Origin of the sequence: Exiguobacterium sp. SH31, from assembly GCF_001816105.1 — a bacterium.
GTDB lineage: Bacteria > Bacillota > Bacilli > Exiguobacteriales > Exiguobacteriaceae > Exiguobacterium > Exiguobacterium aurantiacum_A.
The window spans coordinates 1-18,372 of record NZ_LYTG01000075.1 but is presented as its reverse complement, the minus strand read 5'-3'; the positions used below and the strand labels follow the sequence as shown (position 1 = coordinate 18,372).

The 18,372-nt window shown below is 51.4% G+C and carries 24 protein-coding genes; 19 read left to right on the top strand and 5 right to left on the bottom strand.

Annotated features, from left to right (window positions below):
- Positions 1-94 precede the first annotated feature (94 nt).
- From tsaE to A6395_RS10780, 6 genes are all read left to right on the top strand, one after another.
- Positions 95-544 carry a tRNA (adenosine(37)-N6)-threonylcarbamoyltransferase complex ATPase subunit type 1 TsaE gene (gene tsaE / locus A6395_RS10805; RefSeq protein WP_071399032.1) on the top strand — a complete coding sequence of 150 codons (450 nt, stop codon included), beginning with the start codon at positions 95-97 and terminating at the stop codon, positions 542-544.
- Positions 541-1,197, top strand: coding sequence for a tRNA (adenosine(37)-N6)-threonylcarbamoyltransferase complex dimerization subunit type 1 TsaB (gene tsaB / locus A6395_RS10800; RefSeq protein WP_071399031.1), 657 nt, complete (start codon positions 541-543; stop codon positions 1,195-1,197). Before tsaE ends, tsaB begins: the two co-directional genes overlap by 4 nt.
- Positions 1,190-1,651, top strand: a complete 462-nt coding sequence (gene rimI, locus A6395_RS10795) for a ribosomal protein S18-alanine N-acetyltransferase (RefSeq protein WP_071399030.1) — start codon at positions 1,190-1,192, stop codon at positions 1,649-1,651. Before tsaB ends, rimI begins: the two co-directional genes overlap by 8 nt.
- Entirely contained in the window at positions 1,648-2,670 is a 1,023-nt protein-coding gene (gene tsaD, locus A6395_RS10790) for a tRNA (adenosine(37)-N6)-threonylcarbamoyltransferase complex transferase subunit TsaD (protein WP_071399029.1), read from the top strand. Before rimI ends, tsaD begins: the two co-directional genes overlap by 4 nt.
- A gap of 13 nt (positions 2,671-2,683) precedes the next feature.
- Positions 2,684-3,250 (top strand): hypothetical protein, encoded by a 567-nt coding sequence (locus tag A6395_RS10785; protein WP_071399028.1) that lies wholly within the window; start codon positions 2,684-2,686, stop codon positions 3,248-3,250.
- 510 nt (positions 3,251-3,760) lie between these two features.
- Positions 3,761-4,273: a DUF2599 domain-containing protein gene (locus tag A6395_RS10780; RefSeq protein WP_071399027.1), complete on the top strand. Its 513-nt coding sequence runs from the start codon at positions 3,761-3,763 to the stop codon at positions 4,271-4,273.
- A gap of 380 nt (positions 4,274-4,653) precedes the next feature.
- Here the strand turns inward: A6395_RS10780 and A6395_RS10770 are convergent, their stop codons facing one another.
- Together A6395_RS10770 and A6395_RS10765 are read right to left on the bottom strand one after the other, a co-directional pair.
- Positions 4,654-5,061, bottom strand: coding sequence for a hypothetical protein (locus tag A6395_RS10770; protein ID WP_252100535.1), 408 nt, complete (start codon positions 5,059-5,061; stop codon positions 4,654-4,656).
- Positions 5,058-6,959: an ABC-F family ATP-binding cassette domain-containing protein gene (locus A6395_RS10765; RefSeq protein WP_071399025.1), complete on the bottom strand. Its 1,902-nt coding sequence runs from the start codon at positions 6,957-6,959 to the stop codon at positions 5,058-5,060. The genes A6395_RS10770 and A6395_RS10765 overlap by 4 nt, the downstream gene beginning before the upstream one ends.
- Positions 6,960-7,108: 149 nt before the next feature.
- Between A6395_RS10765 and A6395_RS10760 the strand changes: the two genes are divergently transcribed.
- The 6 genes from A6395_RS10760 (at position 7,109) to A6395_RS10735 (ending at position 13,495) form a co-directional block, all read left to right on the top strand.
- Positions 7,109-7,765 carry a redox-sensing transcriptional repressor Rex gene (locus A6395_RS10760; protein WP_070328993.1) on the top strand — a complete coding sequence of 219 codons (657 nt, stop codon included), beginning with the start codon at positions 7,109-7,111 and terminating at the stop codon, positions 7,763-7,765.
- Positions 7,765-7,983, top strand: coding sequence for a twin-arginine translocase TatA/TatE family subunit (locus A6395_RS10755; RefSeq protein ID WP_286203278.1), 219 nt, complete (start codon positions 7,765-7,767; stop codon positions 7,981-7,983). The genes A6395_RS10760 and A6395_RS10755 overlap by 1 nt, the downstream gene beginning before the upstream one ends.
- A gap of 3 nt (positions 7,984-7,986) precedes the next feature.
- On the top strand, positions 7,987-8,775 hold the full coding sequence (gene tatC / locus A6395_RS10750) for a twin-arginine translocase subunit TatC (protein WP_071399024.1): 789 nt from the start codon (positions 7,987-7,989) through the stop codon (positions 8,773-8,775).
- A gap of 143 nt (positions 8,776-8,918) precedes the next feature.
- Entirely contained in the window at positions 8,919-11,558 is a 2,640-nt protein-coding gene (locus A6395_RS10745) for a hypothetical protein (RefSeq protein ID WP_071399023.1), read from the top strand.
- A 104-nt stretch (positions 11,559-11,662) separates the two neighbouring features.
- Entirely contained in the window at positions 11,663-11,956 is a 294-nt protein-coding gene (locus A6395_RS10740) for a hypothetical protein (protein ID WP_071399022.1), read from the top strand.
- 192 nt (positions 11,957-12,148) lie between these two features.
- Positions 12,149-13,495, top strand: a complete 1,347-nt coding sequence (locus A6395_RS10735) for an FAD-dependent oxidoreductase (protein WP_071399021.1) — start codon at positions 12,149-12,151, stop codon at positions 13,493-13,495.
- 39 nt (positions 13,496-13,534) lie between these two features.
- Here A6395_RS10735 and A6395_RS10730 read toward each other — a convergent pair whose 3' ends face one another.
- Positions 13,535-13,717 carry a PspC domain-containing protein gene (locus A6395_RS10730; RefSeq protein ID WP_071399020.1) on the bottom strand — a complete coding sequence of 61 codons (183 nt, stop codon included), beginning with the start codon at positions 13,715-13,717 and terminating at the stop codon, positions 13,535-13,537.
- Between the two features lie 138 nt (positions 13,718-13,855).
- Between A6395_RS10730 and A6395_RS10725 the strand changes: the two genes are divergently transcribed.
- Both A6395_RS10725 and A6395_RS10720 read left to right on the top strand, forming a co-directional pair.
- Positions 13,856-14,329 (top strand): hypothetical protein, encoded by a 474-nt coding sequence (locus A6395_RS10725; RefSeq protein ID WP_071399019.1) that lies wholly within the window; start codon positions 13,856-13,858, stop codon positions 14,327-14,329.
- Entirely contained in the window at positions 14,323-14,928 is a 606-nt protein-coding gene (locus A6395_RS10720) for an NADPH-dependent F420 reductase (RefSeq protein ID WP_330857587.1), read from the top strand. The genes A6395_RS10725 and A6395_RS10720 overlap by 7 nt, the downstream gene beginning before the upstream one ends.
- Before the next feature lie 39 nt (positions 14,929-14,967).
- Here the strand turns inward: A6395_RS10720 and A6395_RS10715 are convergent, their stop codons facing one another.
- Positions 14,968-15,327: a TM2 domain-containing protein gene (locus A6395_RS10715; RefSeq protein WP_071399017.1), complete on the bottom strand. Its 360-nt coding sequence runs from the start codon at positions 15,325-15,327 to the stop codon at positions 14,968-14,970.
- A 118-nt stretch (positions 15,328-15,445) separates the two neighbouring features.
- Between A6395_RS10715 and A6395_RS16105 the strand changes: the two genes are divergently transcribed.
- The 3 genes from A6395_RS16105 to bsh all read left to right on the top strand — a co-directional run bounded on the left by A6395_RS16105 (position 15,446) and on the right by bsh (position 17,098).
- Positions 15,446-15,604 carry a hypothetical protein gene (locus A6395_RS16105; protein ID WP_173647387.1) on the top strand — a complete coding sequence of 53 codons (159 nt, stop codon included), beginning with the start codon at positions 15,446-15,448 and terminating at the stop codon, positions 15,602-15,604.
- A complete protein-coding gene (locus A6395_RS10710) occupies positions 15,601-16,011 on the top strand; it encodes a hypothetical protein (protein ID WP_071399016.1) in 411 nt (136 codons plus the stop codon). The genes A6395_RS16105 and A6395_RS10710 overlap by 4 nt, the downstream gene beginning before the upstream one ends.
- 112 nt (positions 16,012-16,123) lie before the next feature.
- A complete protein-coding gene (gene bsh / locus A6395_RS10705; protein ID WP_071399015.1) occupies positions 16,124-17,098 on the top strand; it encodes a choloylglycine hydrolase in 975 nt (324 codons plus the stop codon).
- Between the two features lie 33 nt (positions 17,099-17,131).
- On the opposite strand, the gene A6395_RS10700 is transcribed toward bsh, so the two are convergent.
- Complete coding sequence (locus tag A6395_RS10700; protein ID WP_071399014.1) at positions 17,132-17,410, bottom strand: putative periplasmic lipoprotein; 279 nt, start codon at positions 17,408-17,410, stop codon at positions 17,132-17,134.
- A gap of 120 nt (positions 17,411-17,530) precedes the next feature.
- Between A6395_RS10700 and A6395_RS10695 the strand changes: the two genes are divergently transcribed.
- Together A6395_RS10695 and A6395_RS10690 are read left to right on the top strand one after the other, a co-directional pair.
- Entirely contained in the window at positions 17,531-17,923 is a 393-nt protein-coding gene (locus A6395_RS10695) for a hypothetical protein (RefSeq protein ID WP_071399013.1), read from the top strand.
- Positions 17,924-17,962: 39 nt separating this feature from the next.
- Positions 17,963-18,352, top strand: coding sequence for a hypothetical protein (locus A6395_RS10690; protein ID WP_071399012.1), 390 nt, complete (start codon positions 17,963-17,965; stop codon positions 18,350-18,352).
- Positions 18,353-18,372: the final 20 nt, after the last annotated feature.

The following is an 18,372-nucleotide window of genomic DNA, read 5'->3' as shown; positions in this document are numbered from 1 at the left end:
GAGATAGCGAAACGATGACGTTTCGTGTTTTTTTTGTCTAAAATTGAGTGTACAATGAGTACGTATCGCTAGAATCGACCAAAGGAGAAACATCATGTATACATTGATTACCCATTCCGCGCCAGAGACGCAGGCCGTAGCGGAAAAGCTCGCCGCGCTCGTCAAAGCGGGAACGGTCATAACGCTTAACGGGGACCTCGGTGCCGGCAAGACGACGTTCACCCAAGGGTTCGCCAAAGGACTCGGCGTGACGCGTAACGTCAACAGCCCGACGTTCACCATCATGAAACAATACCAAGGGCGCTTGCCGCTCTACCATATGGACGTCTATCGTCTCGAGGACACCGGGGACGATATCGGTCTCGAAGAATACATTAATGGTGACGGCGTCGCCATCGTCGAATGGTCGAACTTGATCGAGTCGTCGCTACCGACCGAGCGGCTCGCGATCACGATCGAACGGACAGGCGACGAGGAGCGCAAAATCACGTTCATACCGACTGGTGAAGCGTATGACACGCTCGTCAAGGAGGTGCTCGTATGAAGCAACTGATGATCGACACGGCGACGACACGTCTGTCCGTCGCCCTCAGTGAGAACGGAAGCATCCATGCAGAAGCGACGGTCATGGTCTCGAAAAACCACGCCGTCACGCTCATGCCGATGATCGAGCAGCTCATGGCGGCCGTCAAATGGACACCGACCGAGCTCGAACGCATCATCGTCACGACGGGACCTGGGTCTTACACCGGTATCCGTATCGGCGTGACGACGGCGAAGACGCTCGCCTATACATTGAAACTTCCGCTCGTCGGCGTATCGGCGCTCCGCCTCATGGCAGCGGCCCCGAACACCGAACTTCCGGTCGTGTCACTCATTGACGCGCGTCGCGGCAACGCCTATATCGGGCACTATCAACAAAACGCACAAGTCACCCCGGACAGTCACGCCTCAGTCGCCGATTGGCTACAAGCAAACATGACAGGACCGTTCGTCGTCGTCGGTGACGTCGAGCCGTTCCGTGACGTGCTTGCAGCATATGACTATATGGAAGCGCCGGCCGCCCACAGTTATGGCCGGGCCGGTGATCTCGTCGCTTTAGGTGAAGCGACGGCGGACGTGCACGCGTTCGAACCGGAATACCTTCGTCTCGCTGAGGCCGAGGCAAAATGGCTCGAGGGACAAAACAATGGCTGACATCAAAATCCGTCGTATGAACTGGCTCGATGTCGAAGAAGTCACGAAAGTCGAAGAGGCGTCATTCGCCATCCCGTGGACGAAAGAAGCGTTCATGAACGAGATGCTCAAGAACGAGCAGGCGATTTATTTCGTCGCCGTCCATGAGCGCCGCGTCATTGGCTTCGTCGGTGTCTGGCAAATCGTCGACGAAGGGCATATCACGAACATTGCCGTCTTACCGGAATACCGGGGCCAAGGCGTCGGCAATATGCTCCTCACGCAGCTCGTCGAGTTCGCTCGTTCGAAGTCACTCGCCGCGCTCACGCTCGAGGTACGCGTCTCAAACATCGGCGCCCAAAAATTATATGAACAGTTCGGCTTCGAGAACGCAGGTCGCCGGAAACGATACTATCAAGACAATAATGAAGACGCCTATATTTATTGGGCGAAGTTAGGAAGTGAATCACAATGAACACATCGCTCATTCTCGCGATCGAGTCGAGCTGTGATGAGACGTCGGTCGCCCTCATTCGTGACGGCAAGACGCTCTTATCGAACGTCGTCTCGTCGCAGATTGAAAGTCATAAACGGTTCGGCGGCGTCGTACCTGAAGTCGCCTCGCGTCACCACGTCGAACGGATCACGTATGTCATCGATGACGCCCTCAGTGAAGCCGGTGTGACGATGGAAGACGTCGACGCGGTCGCGGTCACGCAAGGACCAGGACTCGTCGGTGCCCTTCTCGTCGGGATCAGTGCGGCCAAAGCGCTCGCGTTCGCCCACAGTAAACCGCTCATCGGCGTCCATCATATCGCCGGACACATCTATGCGAACGAACTCGTCGAAGAGATGCAGTTTCCGCTCGTCTGTCTCGTCGTCTCAGGTGGACACACCGAGCTTGTCTATATGCCGGAGCACGGTGTGTTCGAAGTGATCGGTGAGACACGTGACGATGCGGCTGGTGAGGCGTATGACAAAGTCGCCCGCACGCTCAGTCTCCCATATCCAGGTGGCCCGGCCATCGATCGGTTGGCAGCTAGCGGGGAAGATACGTATAAATTCCCGCGTGTCCGGCTCGAGGCTGGAAGTTTCGACTTCAGCTTCAGCGGGCTCAAGTCGTCCGTCATCAACGCCGTCCATAACGCCGAACAACGCGGTGAGACGGTCGTACCAGAAAACTTGGCGGCGAGCTTCCAAGCGAGCGTCGTCGAGGTGCTAGTGGAGAAAGCGATCCGGGCCGTGAAAGAAAAAGGCGCGAAGCAACTGCTCGTCGCCGGTGGGGTCGCGGCGAACCGTGGGCTCCGGGCCGCCCTCAAGGAAGCGACGGAACGGGAAGGCATCCGTCTCGTCATCCCGCCGCTCAATCTGTGCGGGGACAACGCCGGTATGATCGGTGTGGCGGCGCATCACGCGTATGTGCGCGGCAAGCGCGATACACTGGCGATGAATGCGGTTCCTGGGTTATCCTTAGAAGAGAGCATGACAGTCTAGGGGGAACAGAGAGATGACGAAACGTATCATCATTGGAGGGCTCATCGTATTGCTCGTCGTTGCGACGTTTTTGCAAGTACGTGAGATCATCCGCGCTTATAATATCGCTTATGTAGAAGAAATCGTCCCAGAAGAGACGCGGGTCCGTTCGCTGACGGGCGCTGATACGCTCGAAGGCATCACCCGTGTGACCGGTGAGAACACACTCATCGAGACGCTGTATGGTTATAAGAATCTAGAAGACCAAGACATCAAGAGCGTCATCGTCGTTGACCGTAACCTCGGCGTGCAGCCGAAAGCGAGCGACGCCTATTACGAGCTCTTCCCGGGCCGTGAGGCGACAGAGGAAGAAGCGGCCAAGTTCGATGCGCTCGTCAAAGAGTTCGACGAACAACAACTGTTCGCGCAAGTCATCTCGGCCCATGAGGCCCGTTATGTGACGAACCGCGAAGAGACGCTGACGTTTTATAAAGTGTTCGTCCGCGACGTCGATACGAACGAGTACGTCTTCTTTATCACGGAAGACGGTATCAAGCTCGACTTCCACACGCGCGGCTTCCAACCGCTGCGCTACTTCTAAAAAAGGCTCACAGAAACGGATATTGTCCGTCTCTGTGAGCCTTTTTCATTTGTCTTCGATGAAGAACGTGACGACGAGAAAAGAACTGCAACTACGGTAGACTTTATAGAAAATGCGCCAAGTGAGTATCGATAGTCAGCCGGCCAATAATATGTGCGCATGGATGGGACGCAATTCATAATCCATCAAGCGGATATTTTTAGTCTACTCCATTGATTTCACCTACTTTCTGTTGTTCGTTTACATAGTCTATCTGACAGTCGGATGAACCGGGCTCGTCACTTTATGGTGATCTTTTTAATAGTGGACTCTGGATAAAATTATAATCACAAAAATGGGAAATGGTTACTTTGAGGGCCATAAGCCTAGTATATTTTTCATGACCTAAGAAAATTGTTGTACTATTGTCCTTTTTGTTTTGATAAAAAAGACATCTAGAAAATTGATTAGCAATCTTGAATACTATTAGAAGGTAGTCGAATTATTCACGAAGATGGAGAGTACAAAATTGTGAATGAAAAAGGTGAGGTAGAGGTCTTCATTGGCTCCCCTTGGGCGAAAGACAGTAATGGAAACGAAGTCGAAACATATTATGAGATTAAAGACCAACAGTTGATCCAACATATTGATTATGAAAGAACGGATTATCCTTTAGTCGCTGATCCATTGTTCTGCTCGGATACAATCGATAATACAGCGTCGAAGTATACGGACTCTAATACTTTTTCTGTATATCCACGGACATGTGCACGAACGTATATTACAGCTAGCTATACTTTGGGTGGCGCATTATTAGGCGTTTTTGGGTCAACTGCCATCGGAAAACAGATGTGGTCTGAAGTTGTAGCAGACGCTTCGTATCAAGCGACAAGTACGGCAAACCGCCCGAAGCTCAAAGATCAATTTATCTGTCATGCAGTTAACCCGACTACGATTTGGAAATCATCTTGGAATCTAGATACGAATCGACCGGATGTTTCATTGTTGGATACGTATAAAGCACTTTGTAATCCAGACTATTAAAGGCGAGGTAAACTATGAACATTCAATACTTTGAACCAGATTCGTTATTTTTCATTGTAATCGCGTTGCTAATCCTCTATCCAATCCTTCTTTTAGTAGGGGTGACTACGAGTAAAACAAATCTTATTGGAAAGATTATTTACGGTATTTCAGCATTCTTTTATGCTTACGTGATTTGGTATAGCTACAGCCTAGGCATTTACTTAGACGAGATGTCTGATCCGGCACAAGATGAAGTCATCTTTGGTAGTATAGGATATTTCCATTTAATTTTGTTGGCATTCCCCTACATCTTTTTAACGATGGGTTTTACGTTCAAACAGCATACTCGATCATAATAAAAGAGCGCCTTCCGCTATACGCGGATTGGCGCTCTTTCGTCAGTTTTTCGGTTGTCGATAATTATTTCGATACCACATATTCACCCGGCTCACGACGTAGACGACAAACGCGAGCACCCACATGAACAGCGTCTCTCGATAAAAGTGGCCCCAGACCGAGCCAGGCGCATAAAAGCTATGCACCGTGACATCGATCGGCCAAATGACGAGCCGGATGAACAACGTGCTCATAAGCAAGCCGCTGAAGAGGCTGATGATGATACCGGACCATGTTTGGATGATAAACCCGACGACAATCGGCAGGAAGTAAAATAAAATGGTCGGGACGTTCGTCGCCTCGCCGCGGATGAGTTCCGAGATATATTCGGTCCCACTCGGCACGATGTAGACGAACCCGGTCAGGAATGCATGCATCCAATCGATCCGCATGGCACGGGAACGCATCATGAATGGAGTTCCTCCCATTCTGTGAACAGTTCCGTGATCGACTCTTTCGTCGCGTCGGACTCGGTCGACAGCTCTTGGGCGCGGGCGAAGTCGTTGAACACGTCCGGTTCGCATAACAGCTGCTCGATTTCTTCAAGCCGAGCTTCGTGGCGCTCGATTGTCAGCTCGATCTCTTCGACCCGCTGTTTCAACCGGCGTTCTTCGCGCTGCTGTTCCTTGTCGGCGCGCTGCTTCTTGACGACGACTTGTTTCGTCTCCTCGCGGGCGAGCCGGGCAAGGTCCTCGAGCTCTTCTTTCTTCTCGACGTAATAAGAGTAGTCGCCGAGGTACTCATCGATGCCGTTCGGCGTGATCTCTAAGACACGCGTGGCGAGCCGGTCGATGAAGTAACGGTCGTGGGAGACGAACAGGATCGTCCCGGGATAGTCGACGAGCGCGTTCTCGAGGATCATCTTCGAGTCGAGGTCCAAGTGGTTCGTCGGCTCATCCAAGACGAGCAAGTTCGGTTGCTCGAGCTTGAGCTTGGCGAGCGTCAGCCGGGCTCGTTCGCCGCCGGATAGTTCTTGGACGCGTTTCATGACGTCGTCGCCGCTGAACAAGAACTGGCCGAGTAGACTGCGGACTTCTTGCTCGCGCATGAGCGGCCAGTCGTTCCAAATCTCATCGATGACGCGGTTCGCGTCCGACAAGTTCTGTTGTTCCTGGTCGTAGTAGCCGATCTCGACGCCGGTACCGTAGCGGATGTCACCGGTGAGCGGTGGTTGTTGTTTCGTCAACACTTTGAGGAGCGTCGATTTGCCGACCCCGTTCGGGCCGACGAGGGCGACCGACTCGCCGCGCTGCAGTTGGAAACGCAAGTTCTGTGCAATCGGTTCTTCGTAGCCGATGGCGAGGTCGCTGCCGCTCAACACATCGTTCCCGCTTTGACGTTTGATCGAGAACGACAACACCGCGCTCCGCTCATCACCGTCCGGCACGTCCATGCGGTCGATTTTCTCGAGCCGCTTGCGGACGCTTTGGGCGCGTTTCGTCGTCGTCGCCCGGGCAATGTTCCGTTGGATGAAGTCTTGCATCTTGGCGATCTCTTCTTGTTGCGAATCGAACTGCTTCTTCTCTTGCTCGTAGAGCGCGGCCTTCTGCTCGAGGAATTTCGTATAGTTCCCGACGAAGCGGCGGCTGCGGTTGCGTGACAGCTCGTAGACGACAGAGACGACGCGGTCGAGGAAGTAACGGTCGTGGGAGACGATGAGGACGGCACCTTTATAGCCGCTCAAATATTTCTCGAGCCAGCTGAGCGTCTCGATGTCCAAATGGTTCGTCGGCTCATCCAAGATGAGCAGGTCCGGGCTTTGCAGGAGCATCTTCGCTAAGGCAAGACGTGTCCGCTGTCCGCCTGAGAGCGTATCGATCCGACGTTCGAAGTCGTCCGGATAAAACCGCATCCCGTGCAAGATCGAGCGGATCGTCGCTTCGTACTGATAGCCGCCGCGGTCTTTGAACGTGTGTTGCTCCTCGTCATACGCCGCGAGCAGACGCTCGTAGGCGGCCGGGTCGTTCAAGATGCGCTCCGAGCCCATGTCTTGCTCCATCTGGCGGAGCGTCTTCTCTTGTTCGATCAAGTCGGTGAAGACGGTGAGCATCTCGTTCCACATCGTCTCGTTCGATTCTAATCCTGAGTCTTGGGCGAGATAGCCGATCGTCACGTCTTTTGGCTTCATGATGTCGCCCGAGTCATAGTTGTACTCGCCGGCGATGACTTTTAACAGTGTCGACTTGCCGGCGCCGTTGCGGCCGACGAGGGCGACGCGTTCGCCTTCTTGGATTTCTAGTTTGACATTCTCTAAAATCGGCTCGACGCCGAACGATTTGGATAAGTTGTTGACTTGCAGTAGGATCAAGTGAAAAAACCCCTTTCTCTCTGTTTAGTATACTTTATTTCTTCCCCTTTTCAGGTATATTCATTGAGTGCTTATGTGAATTCGTTTACAATCAAGGTGTATGAAATCAGATTCGTTTGAAACGCGTCGTAAAAAGGAGGCTCTTTCTGTTGAGTCAAAACGAACCAAAGATTCCGCAAGCGACAGCCAAACGGTTGCCACTATACTATCGGTTTATCCAAAGCCTACATTCGTCAGGGAAACAGCGTGTCTCTTCTGCTGAACTGAGCGAGGCGGTCAAGGTCGATTCGGCAACGATTCGCCGTGACTTCTCATACTTCGGTGCGCTCGGTAAAAAGGGATATGGCTATAACGTACAGTATCTGTTAGAATTTTTCCGTAAGACGCTGAATCAAGACGAGATCACGAACGTCGCCTTGGTCGGGGTCGGTCATCTCGGGACAGCGTTCGTCAACTATAACTTCCTTAAAAACAATAACACACATATCGTCGTCGGGTTCGACGCAGACGAGACAAAAGTCGGCACGACGATGTCAGGTGTCCCGATTCATCACGTCGATGAGATGGAACAGATCATGAAGCAAAACAAGATCGATGTCGCCATCCTCACGGTCCCGTCCGCTTACGCGCAACCGGTCGCCGATGATTTGGTCCGCTATGGCGTTCGAGGGATCTTGAACTTCACGCCGGCACGATTGACTGTACCGGACACGGTCCGCGTCCATCATATCGACTTGTCGATCGAACTCCAGTCGCTCATTTACTTTATGCAACACTATCCATCCGCTGAGGGGGTCCATCAATAATGGAATTTCTACAATCATCACTCGTCGTCGGTATGCCAGGTGGCGTCAGTATTTTCGTCATCGCCATCATCGCGCTCATCCTCTTCGGGCCGAAGAAATTGCCAGAGTTCGGCCGGGCAGCAGGGCAGACGCTCCGTGAGTTCAAAAATGCCACGAACGGTATGATGAAAGAGCACGACGAGACCGACAAGAAAGAAATTGAGAAGAAAGAGCAGTAAGCCATGAGCCATCAACCTGATCAAGAACGGGCACTGTCCGATCACTTGACAGAGCTGCGGAGACGACTGATGCTGTCGGCATTTGTCGTCTTTGCCTTCTTTCTGATCGCTTTGCCGAGTGTCAAGTACGTGCTCGCCTATCTGCAGGCGGACCTCGTCGAACGAGGGCTCGAGCTGAACGCCTTTGGGGTCGCGGACCCGCTCATGATCTACTTGAACTTGGCGCTCGTCATCGGGCTCGTCGCATCGGGTCCATTTCTACTGTATCAACTGTGGGCGTTCGTCGCACCTGGTCTGCATCCGAATGAACGAAAATGGACGCTCGCCTATATCCCGGTCATCTTTATCTTGTTCCTCATCGGTCTCGCATTCGCCTACTATTGGTTGTTCCCGCTCGTCCTCGATATCTCGACGGACCTCGGGCAAGACCTCGGTCTGACACAGATCATCGGAGCGACGAACTATTTCACGTTCCTGTTGCAGCTGACGATCCCGTTCGGGCTGTTGTTCCAACTTCCGGTCGTGACGATGTTCTTGACACGCATCGGTGTCGTGACACCGTACTTCCTCTCGAAAATTCGGAAGTACGCTTACTTCGCCTTGTTCGTCATCGCGGCATTCATCACGCCGCCGGATTTGACGTCGCACCTCATGGTGTCGCTGCCGCTCTTCTTCCTATATGAGATCAGCTTATCGATCTCGCGCGTGACGTATCGCGGTGTGCTCCGACGTGAGAAAGAAGCGCAAGTGAAAGAACAGATGGATTTGATGAAACAGATGAATGAGAAATGAACACTACGTCATGAGACGGAGTGTTCTTTTTTTATAATTTAGGGCTATTCAATTTTGAAAAAACAACTTAAAATTAGTAATGTTAAATCAAAAATGGATTATTTTTGAAAGTTATGTATTCATAAACAGAAATGAGGAGAACGATGAACAAATGGTTATGGAGCATACTCGTTGTGCTCGTCATGGTGGCGGCGCCCGGATTAGATGTTCGGGCAGATAGTTATGCCAAGCCTGAAATTATTCCGGCGGGAGAAGTGGTAGGAAATAGTGAATATGTGTGGCGCTCGGGAGATCCTGAGACGCTCGTACATGTGAAGACCGGTGAAGTCTATACATTACCGATTCGAGTGTCTGCTGCTTATAATATTTATGCGATCGGGGATGGCCGATTTATGTTAAAAGGGTGGCCGGAGTGGGTGATGTGGGATATACGTACGAATGTAGCGACGACATTCCCAATCGAAGCAGGAAGTGAGAATCGACTCGTCTCAACGAATGTAACAACAGGAATGATGTTATGGGCTGATGACGAAAAGTATATCATCACATCGATGTCAGGTGATATTCGCGGATTGCTCACGAAAGGCAGTGGTCAGGTATACAGTTTGCTCGATGATGGGAACGTCCTCGCGTTCGCCGACGGTCAAGTGACGAAGCGGACGGTTACAGGAGAAGTGCTTGAGACAATCAGTTCCTATTCAGGACAGGTGAAGTGGGCCCGTCACATCAAAGAAGCGAATCAATGGTTCGTAATCAAAAGCGATGACTCGGAGCACATGTTTATTTTCGATTTGGCGACGAAACGATGGATTGAGAAAGATGCGCCAGACGTAAGTAATCTTACGTGGAAAGACGGCACCTACTACTTTATGACGCGAGAAATGTATACGACATTCTATGTCAGTTATAACGTCAGCACGAATGAGTGGAAAGAGGCACCAATTGATGACGCTGACATTCGACAACACGGTCCTTGGTACGTTTTTGGCATGAAGAAGACGGAGGTCTACACACCGGAGTCTTTATGGAAAGCGCCATGGCAATTGAATATTAATGTTCCGAAAACGACGACTCGCTATGAGGTAGGTCGTCCCTATGAGGTCAGCGGAACGGCGACACTCGTCGATGGAACAGCCTTACCGATTCCATGGACTGAGCTGACTGCACGTTTAGCCTATCAAGACGATCCATTCGTTTGGGAGCAAGGGAAACTGACGCTACAGACGAATGAATCGTATGACATGATTTTTAAGTGGAACGATTTTGAGCGACGGTTAGACTTATGGGCATCGAAATATGTGCCGCTCACGCTCGACCCGCCAACCGGTGTCTTAGGCCCAATCAGCGGGAAGACGGCACCGAACACGCCGGTGTTTGTCAGCGTGACGAAAAACTTGTATCAATCGAATTCATCGGATTCATTGTTGAACTATCAATCGACGACGGTCCAATCAGATGAATCAGGGCGCTATACGTGGCAACCGGCGCGTTGGTTCACACCGGGGTCTCGCGTGACCGTGAAAATCGGTAGTAAGTCTGGCGTGTACGCCGAACCAATCGAACTTCAGACGGTCAAGGAGAGTGAGGAGACGTCACCTAACGGCATCTCGGTTCTGACGAAAACCGTCACTTCAGGTGTCACGTTAAAAACGACGCCGAACGCCTCGGTGGATGTGTTGATTCGCAGTGGGAAATACTACGAAATTTCGAATGAGCAGGCAGATGAGGACGGACTCATTTCGATTAAAGAGTTCAATACGATGCCTGTAGACATCGGAACAAAAGTCTACTTCAAATTAAAAGAGGCACCCGCTTCAGCGTTCCGACTCACAACCGTGGAGACAAGAGTGGAACCGCCTGTCTTTACTTGGACTCGGACACCGTTGATTTATGACAAATCCATCAACGTTACATCGAATACCGATCAGGCCTATCGCATTTATCGAAATGGGATGCATGTGGCGACAACACGTGCGATGCCGTACACGTTTGACACCCCACTGAAAGAAGGGGATGTCATCCTCGTCACACGCTCGAGCGGCGATGCGACGTACGAACTCACGAAGACGGTCCGTGCGTTCACTCCGACGCTCAGTGTGACGGATACGTTGATGACGAAGACACAAGCGACACTCTCAATCAAGAAGACGAGCACGGCGACAGTTCGATTTTACGTGAATGATAAGCTCGTCACGGCGAAACGTCTGTCGACGACGCGTTACACGATCCCGGCCAAACCTGGGGATGTGATTCGTGTCCGAGCGGCGGTCGGATCGAAGTCGCGTGACGTCTCGGTCAACTTGCCGAAGACATCGTTGTCGACGCTCTCAATCAACGATGAGAAGTCGCTTTGGGTCGGATACGTGATTCCGAACAGTACCGTCACGTTGAAGAACGGTTCGAAAGTACTTGCTACGGCCAAGGCAAGCAGTACCGGACGAGTGACGCTCCGCTTCACCCGTCAGCCGATTAACGGGACGCTGTCCTTGACGAGTCAAGGAGGACTGTTCCGCCATGTGCAGACGTCGAAAGTGACTGTTGGTCCGACGCCGACATTCGTGACGACGATTCCATCGAGTGCGTCGAAAACGCTCAAGGCGACGTCGAATGTCGCATACGGCACATTGACGCTCACGCGTGGCTCGACCGTCCTCACCAAGAAGACGGTGACGGCTACGTCGACGACGCTCAGTTTCGCCTCACAAAAGAAAGGGACGAAATTGACGCTCCGTCTCGTGACGCCGCAAGGCCGGAGTGTGACGAAAACAATTTATGTACGGTAATAGAGGAGCCATTCGCTGAAGCGGATGGCTTTTTTCTGAGATGGGGAATGTAACAAGAAAGTGATACGATTAAACCAATCAAACACACGTCAGGGGGAGAAGCGATGACTTGGGAGTACTACGGGGATGAGCTCATCATCATCGGTGTGTTGACGACAATTTTGTTGATTGCTGTGCTGAACTTTTGGAAGTCGCCATTCAAGCGGAGACTTGTCTTCTCGTTGACGCTGCTCGTCGTGGGATACGTGTCGTGTATCATCGGACTCGTCTTCGTCCGCGGATGGGACGCCCTGGGCTGGATCTTGTACGGCTTTGCCTTGTATGTGATGGGTCTCGTCACCTATATCGGTGTCGTCATCTACCACTGGGTGAAAGCGGGACGCACGTCCAATTCATGATCAAAACCGTTCCGGTCGCGGAGCGGTTTTTTGTCGTCACAACCGTCGTTCAAACTTTAGACATAATTACGTGAAAAACTGAGCAAAGGGATTGTCAAACCTTCTTGTGAAATAGTACACTAAGTTCAGAAAGCGAATGTGATATTTGTCACAAACACTAACTTGCCTACAACTCAAAGGAGAGACTACCATATGAAAATCGCAGTCATCGGATGTACACACGCAGGAACAGCAGCAGTCAAAGGCTTACTCGCCAAGCACGACAATCTCGACATCACCGTGTATGAGCGGAACGACAACGTCAGCTTCCTCTCGTGTGGGATCGCCCTCCACGTCGGTGGCGTCGTCAAACGCGCTGAAGAATTGTTTTACTCATCACCGACCGAGCTCGAAGAACTCGGCGCGACGATGCGCATGAAGCATGACGTGTTGAACATCGATACGGAAGCGAAGACGGTGCATGCGAAAAACCTCGAGACAGGGGAAGACGTGTATGACACGTTCGACCGTTTGATCGTGACGACAGGATCTTGGCCGATCGTCCCGACGCTGCCTGGAATCGAGATGACTGGGATCGAACTTTGCAAAAACTACGGCCACGCTCAGCGCATCATTGAGCGGGCGAAGGGTGCGACAAATATCGCCGTCATCGGTGCCGGCTATATCGGCGTCGAGCTCGTCGAGGCGTTCGAAGTGTACGGCAAGCAAGTCACGTTCATCGACAGTGCCGACCGCATCTTGAACAAGTACCTCGACAAGTCGTTCACGGACCAACTTGAAGCCGACATGACGTCACGCGGTATCGACCTTGAGCTCAGCCAAACGGTCGAAGCGTTCCGCGGCACAGACGGAAACGTCACGCACGTCGTCACCGACAAAGGTGAATTCGAAGCCGACCTCGTCATTCTATGTGTCGGTTTCCGCCCAAACACGGGACTGCTCGCAGGACAAGTCGACATGCTCGGCAACGGCGCCATCATCGTTGACGAATATATGCGCACGAGCAACCCGGACGTCTTCGCAGCTGGTGACAGCTGTGCCGTCTACTACAACCCGGCGCGCACACACGCCTACATCCCGCTCGCGACGAACGCTGTCCGCATGGGTACGCTCGTCGCCGAGAACCTCGTCACACCACGTGTCCGTTACCAAGGTACACAAGGAACGTCGGGTCTTCGTCTCTATGACTGGAACATCGCCTCGTCAGGCCTCACGGAAGAAGCGGCCGGATTGTTCGGCCTCGAAGTCGAGAGCGTCGTGATCGAGGACGCGTACCGCCCTGAGTTCATGCCGACGGCGGAGCCGGTCCAGTTCAAACTTGTCTATGAAGTCGGCACACACCGTGTTGTCGGGGGACAAGTGCTCTCGAAAGCGGATATGACGCAAGCGGTCAACACGTTGTCGCTCGCGATCCAAAACGAGATGACGGTCGAAGAGCTCGCTTACGTCGACTTCTTCTTCCAACCGCACTACAACAAACCATGGCACTTCATCAACAGCGGAGCGCTCGCGGCAATGAAAGACAAAGTTAACGCATAACGTAAAAGATTCGAAAGCCGCGGCTTTCGAATCTTTTTTTTATAGGTAACGTGGCGCGTCCTGCATCGAGTTGGCGAGGATGATGTAGACGAGGATGTTTCCGGGCATAATAAGAAAGAGTAACCGGACGCCGAGCGAGGACATGCCGAAGTACTCGGCGATGCCGCCGCAGACACCGGCGAGTGAACGGTCGGTCGCGGATTTTCTGAGTCGCCTATTCATGCGTGTTCACCCTTTCGAGTTTTATAATTTAAATTTAGCATATTTTCCCTGTTGCTGTGATGTTTTTTCAATCCTAAACCCGGGGAATAACTAAAGGAAAGCTGATGTGTCCCTGTATTTGTAAAAGGAGGAACCAACATGAGTAAGAAGGAAAAACAGCCGTACCATATCGTCACGTTCACGTTTCCAGAAGAGTCGATTTCGTATCAGGCGTTCAGCAAGTTGAAAAAGTATCACGCTGACGGGCTCGTCGGGTTTGAACAACTCGTCATCATCAAGCGTGAAGACAACGGGGCATTTTCATTTGAAGACGCGGTGCAGTTGAAACCGGTGACGAAGTCGACGAAAGGCGCGTTGATCGGGATGGCAGTTGGTATCCTCGGGGGACCGTTCGGGATTCTGTTCGGGACGCTCACCGGTGGACTGATCGGTGGGACGAAAGACTTGAAGCACGTCCAAAGCATTCAAGAGACGTTCAAACGGACCGTCGGTAACATCGAACCCGGTCAGACGGGCGTGATGGGAATCGGGGAAGAGTTTGACGAGTCAGTGCTCGACGGGCTCGCAAGCGAGCTCGGTGGGACGATCACCCGGACGGACGAAGAATTATAAGGGGGACTCGATACATGAAGATTGGGATATTAGGCGCAGGTAAGGTCGGGCGGACGCTCGGCCGCAAGTTCGAGGACGTCGGCTATGACGTGTTATACGGGACTCGGACCGAACGGGAAGGGACGATGTCGCTCCAAGAAGTGGCGTCAAACAGTGACGTTCTGTTACTGACGACTCCGTTCGCGGCGGCGATCGATTTGATTCAGTCGCTCCGGGATTTGGACGATAAAATCGTTATCGATGTGACAAACCCGATCGCCAAAGAGTTTGACGCGATTGAACGGCCGGAAGGGAAGTCCGGGGCCGAACATTTGCAGGACTTGGCTCCGCACGTCCGTATCGTCAAGGCGTTCAACCAGACCGGCGTCGAGAACTTGGAGAACCCTAACATGTCGATGATGTTCATCGCCGGGGACGAGCAGGAGGCGGTCCGGGCCGTCCAAGGCTTGGCCTCGAAGATCGGCTTCGACGCGCATACGCTCCACCACCTGAAGCTCGCCCGTGAACTTGAATCGCTCGCGTGGCTATGGATCCATTACGCGACGAAAGAGCGGAAGCATCGCAATTTCGCATTTTATTTAAAAGAGAATAACTTCTGAAAAAAGACGGTCACGCGTTGGCGTGGCCGTCTGATTTCGTTAAAAGGCTGCTTGTTGCTCGTTACGAGTTTTCAACGACTCGATCGTCTCCCGCTCGATCGTTTCGACTTCGCGTTGTTGCCAACCAGGCATGAGGAACGCATCGACGAGCGCCCAAATTCCTGCTGCGAACAGCCCGACAAAACCGATCAACACAATCGTAAGGACGATTGAACCAACCGTTAGAGCGAGCATCGCGAGGGCACTACTCGTCTTTTTAAAGTAGAAACGGTGTGCGCCGAAACCTCCGAGGAAGAGCCAAAGCAAATACGCGACGACGAGATTGCGTTTCTTTTTCTCAACTTCGCTGTTGACGAGGAGCATTTCCTCGGTCGTCAAATCAGTACGTGAATAATTCATGGTGTGGTGTGCCTTCTTTCCAAAAATTGATATAATGAATTCAGACTTTATTGTAACGGGAAACGGATGAATTCCCATGATTTTCTATTTATTTTTTTGGGGAGAGAGGAATTAGCCAATGGGCTTTGCCATTTTGACGTTCATCGTCGCGTTTATTCACGTGATTGCCGGAGCGGTCGTGTTACATAAGTATCCGCAGTATAAATCGATTGCCATTAGCGTGATTGTCCTTGGCTTCATGTATGGACTATTGACGGTCGGGTTTATCGTCCTATGAACAAGTTCTTGAAACCACGAGTGACCTACAAAAATGAAGATGCATTGAAACTCGGGATGTTCATCATGCTCGGGTTTGTGATTGGTGACATTTGGTTTGGCGAGGTGCCGGATACGACCGTTATGATGGTCGCGCTACTTTTTTATGCGTGGCGTCGAGATATCGCGTTTGCCCACGATGAAAAAGTCGGTCAAGCAATTGGGCGTGAGGCGAATGAACTCGCTTTACGTATCATCATCGTCACTTTGGTCATTGCTTCCTTTGTGTCGTTCTTCGTCGACACAATGAGCTATCCGCTTGAATCATTTTTATATTTTACCTTGGCGTTCGTGTTCGTATTAAAAGGGATTGGACTCTGGTTCTTTATGCCAGAAAAAACGGTCGAGGCCGAACCAAATGAACAGTAAAAACGATGTGGCACACGCTTCATCGTTTTTTCTTACGGTTGATGTCAGTTGAAAACGTGAATAGGACAAAGAGTGCTGTTATTGTCTGCATTGGAATGGAAGGAGTCTTGTTATGTGTACAGCAATCACGTATGCGCCGCACGCCCACTACTTCGGCAGAAACTTAGACCTGAACGTCTCCTATCACGAACAAGTGACAATCACGCCACGACATTATCTGTTCAACTTCAGACGGATGGGCGAAAATGCGAACCATTACGCGATGATCGGGATGGCGACCGTCGTGGAAGGATATCCGCTCTATTACGAAGCGACGAACGAAAAAGGGCTCAGCATGGCGGGTCTGAACTTTCCAGGTAATGCCGTGTTCAAGCCGGAAGTCGATGGACGAGACAACGTCTCTCCGTTCGAGTTCATCCCATGGATTCTCGGCCAGTGTGCGACCGTCGAGGAAGCGAAAGCGCGACTCGCGACGATTCATTTGATTAACCTCAACTTCAGCGACGCGCTACCCCTTCATCCGCTGCATTGGATGATCGCCGACAAGCAAGGATCTATCGTCGTCGAGCCTGTCGCGGACGGGTTGCGCGTGTATGACAATCCCGTCGGTATCTTGACGAACAATCCGTCGTTCGAGTATCAGCTGTTCAACCTGAATGATTATCGGCACGTCTCGACGAAACTGCCGGCCAATACGTTTGCGCCGACGTTGAATCTCGATGCCTATTGTCTCGGGTTAGGCGGACAGGGCTTGCCAGGAGACTTATCGTCGACGTCACGCTTCGTCCGGGCGACGTTCGCGACATTCAATTCTGTCTGTGAACCGACCGAAGCATCCGCTGTCGGTCAATTCTTTAAACTATTGGATACGGTGATGCAAACGCGGGGATTGAATGAGGCGGAGGACGGGACGTACGAGTACACGATCTACTCCTCGTGCTGCAACATCGACGAAGGGATTTATTATTATCGGACGTATGATAATAACCAAATCACGGCCGTATCGCTGTTCAATGAACCGCTAGACAGCGAGCGATTGATCACGTATCGGCTACAGAACCACCAACAGATCCATTATGAGAATTGAACACAGCCCTCTTCGCGTGAAGAGGGCTGTGTCTTAGAGTGTGTCGTTATAGAGCGGGGCTTCATCGTCCGTGCTGATGACTTTCAAATGACGCTCGTCTTTCACATAGACACTCTTATACGCCACACGTTCATCTTCATAGAACAGAATGACGCGGTTGCCGTCGTTGTCCGTCTCAACTTTCGGTTCATACTGCGAGAGTTCAATCGTCTCCTCGAGCACGCCATATTCTTCGTATGTCGACAGGTCATCTTGGTTTGAACAGGCGGCGAGAAACAGGGAAGCGATTAACGCGAGAAGTACTTTCTTCATCGTATCTCTCCTTGTTTGATAGTTGGTCTATCAACTATAACGTAGATTGATATCTTTTTCAAAAGCGAATGAAACTTTGATCATTTTTCTTCGTATAGATTGAACAGAGGAGGGGAAATGATGAGCGGACGTAACACGGCAGTAGCGGTAAGTGTTGGTTTAGTGGCCGGATCCGTCCTATTCGGTGTGTCTTCGCATCTATTGTTTCTTATCGCGAGTGTGCTGTTTTATCGGTGGTACCGACGAAAAGCCGGACAGTATCCGACCTCGATCAGAGAACGCTTGTTTTGGCGCTCTAGTGAGAAGACATGGCTTGTCGCAATCATCGTGTTCATTGTGATCTTCTTAATCGGGTTTGGTGCGACGCGTGTGACGCAATCGACACAACAGTTCGCACTGACCGCGTTGATGTATTTGTTTGCGACAAAAGGACTGTTCTTGATGAATGAGATACATATGTATGAGCAGGAGCGGAACGAGACTGAGTCTTGTCAGGATATCATCATAGATTAAGCTGGAAACACCGCTCAAACTATAGAAAAGAGGTAAGAAATGAGACTTACTAAAAAATGGTTCATCGTTTTATTAATCCTATGGCCCGTTTTGTTTGGGCTAGGTGTATGGGACGGCGAATATGCGATGAGCGCAGTCACCGGATTCGGGGTGACAATGGCGACTTATTACGAGCAAAAATTAGATCGATTAAACAAACAGAAAGCCGCAATGATTCGTGACTCGGCAAACTCAAAATTGATGACGTTCGTTTTTGGTACGCTCATGCTCACATTCATCATCGGTGTCTTCTTCTTCGATCAGCCGACGGTGCCGTTGCTCGATACGATTCATCTTGTCCTTGGTGCGTTATTGACGTTTCGGGGCCTATTTATGCGGAGCGCTTATCGAGATGAGCTGATTGATACTTCTAATGTGATTCGAATGTAAAAAATCCCAAGCGGAGTCGC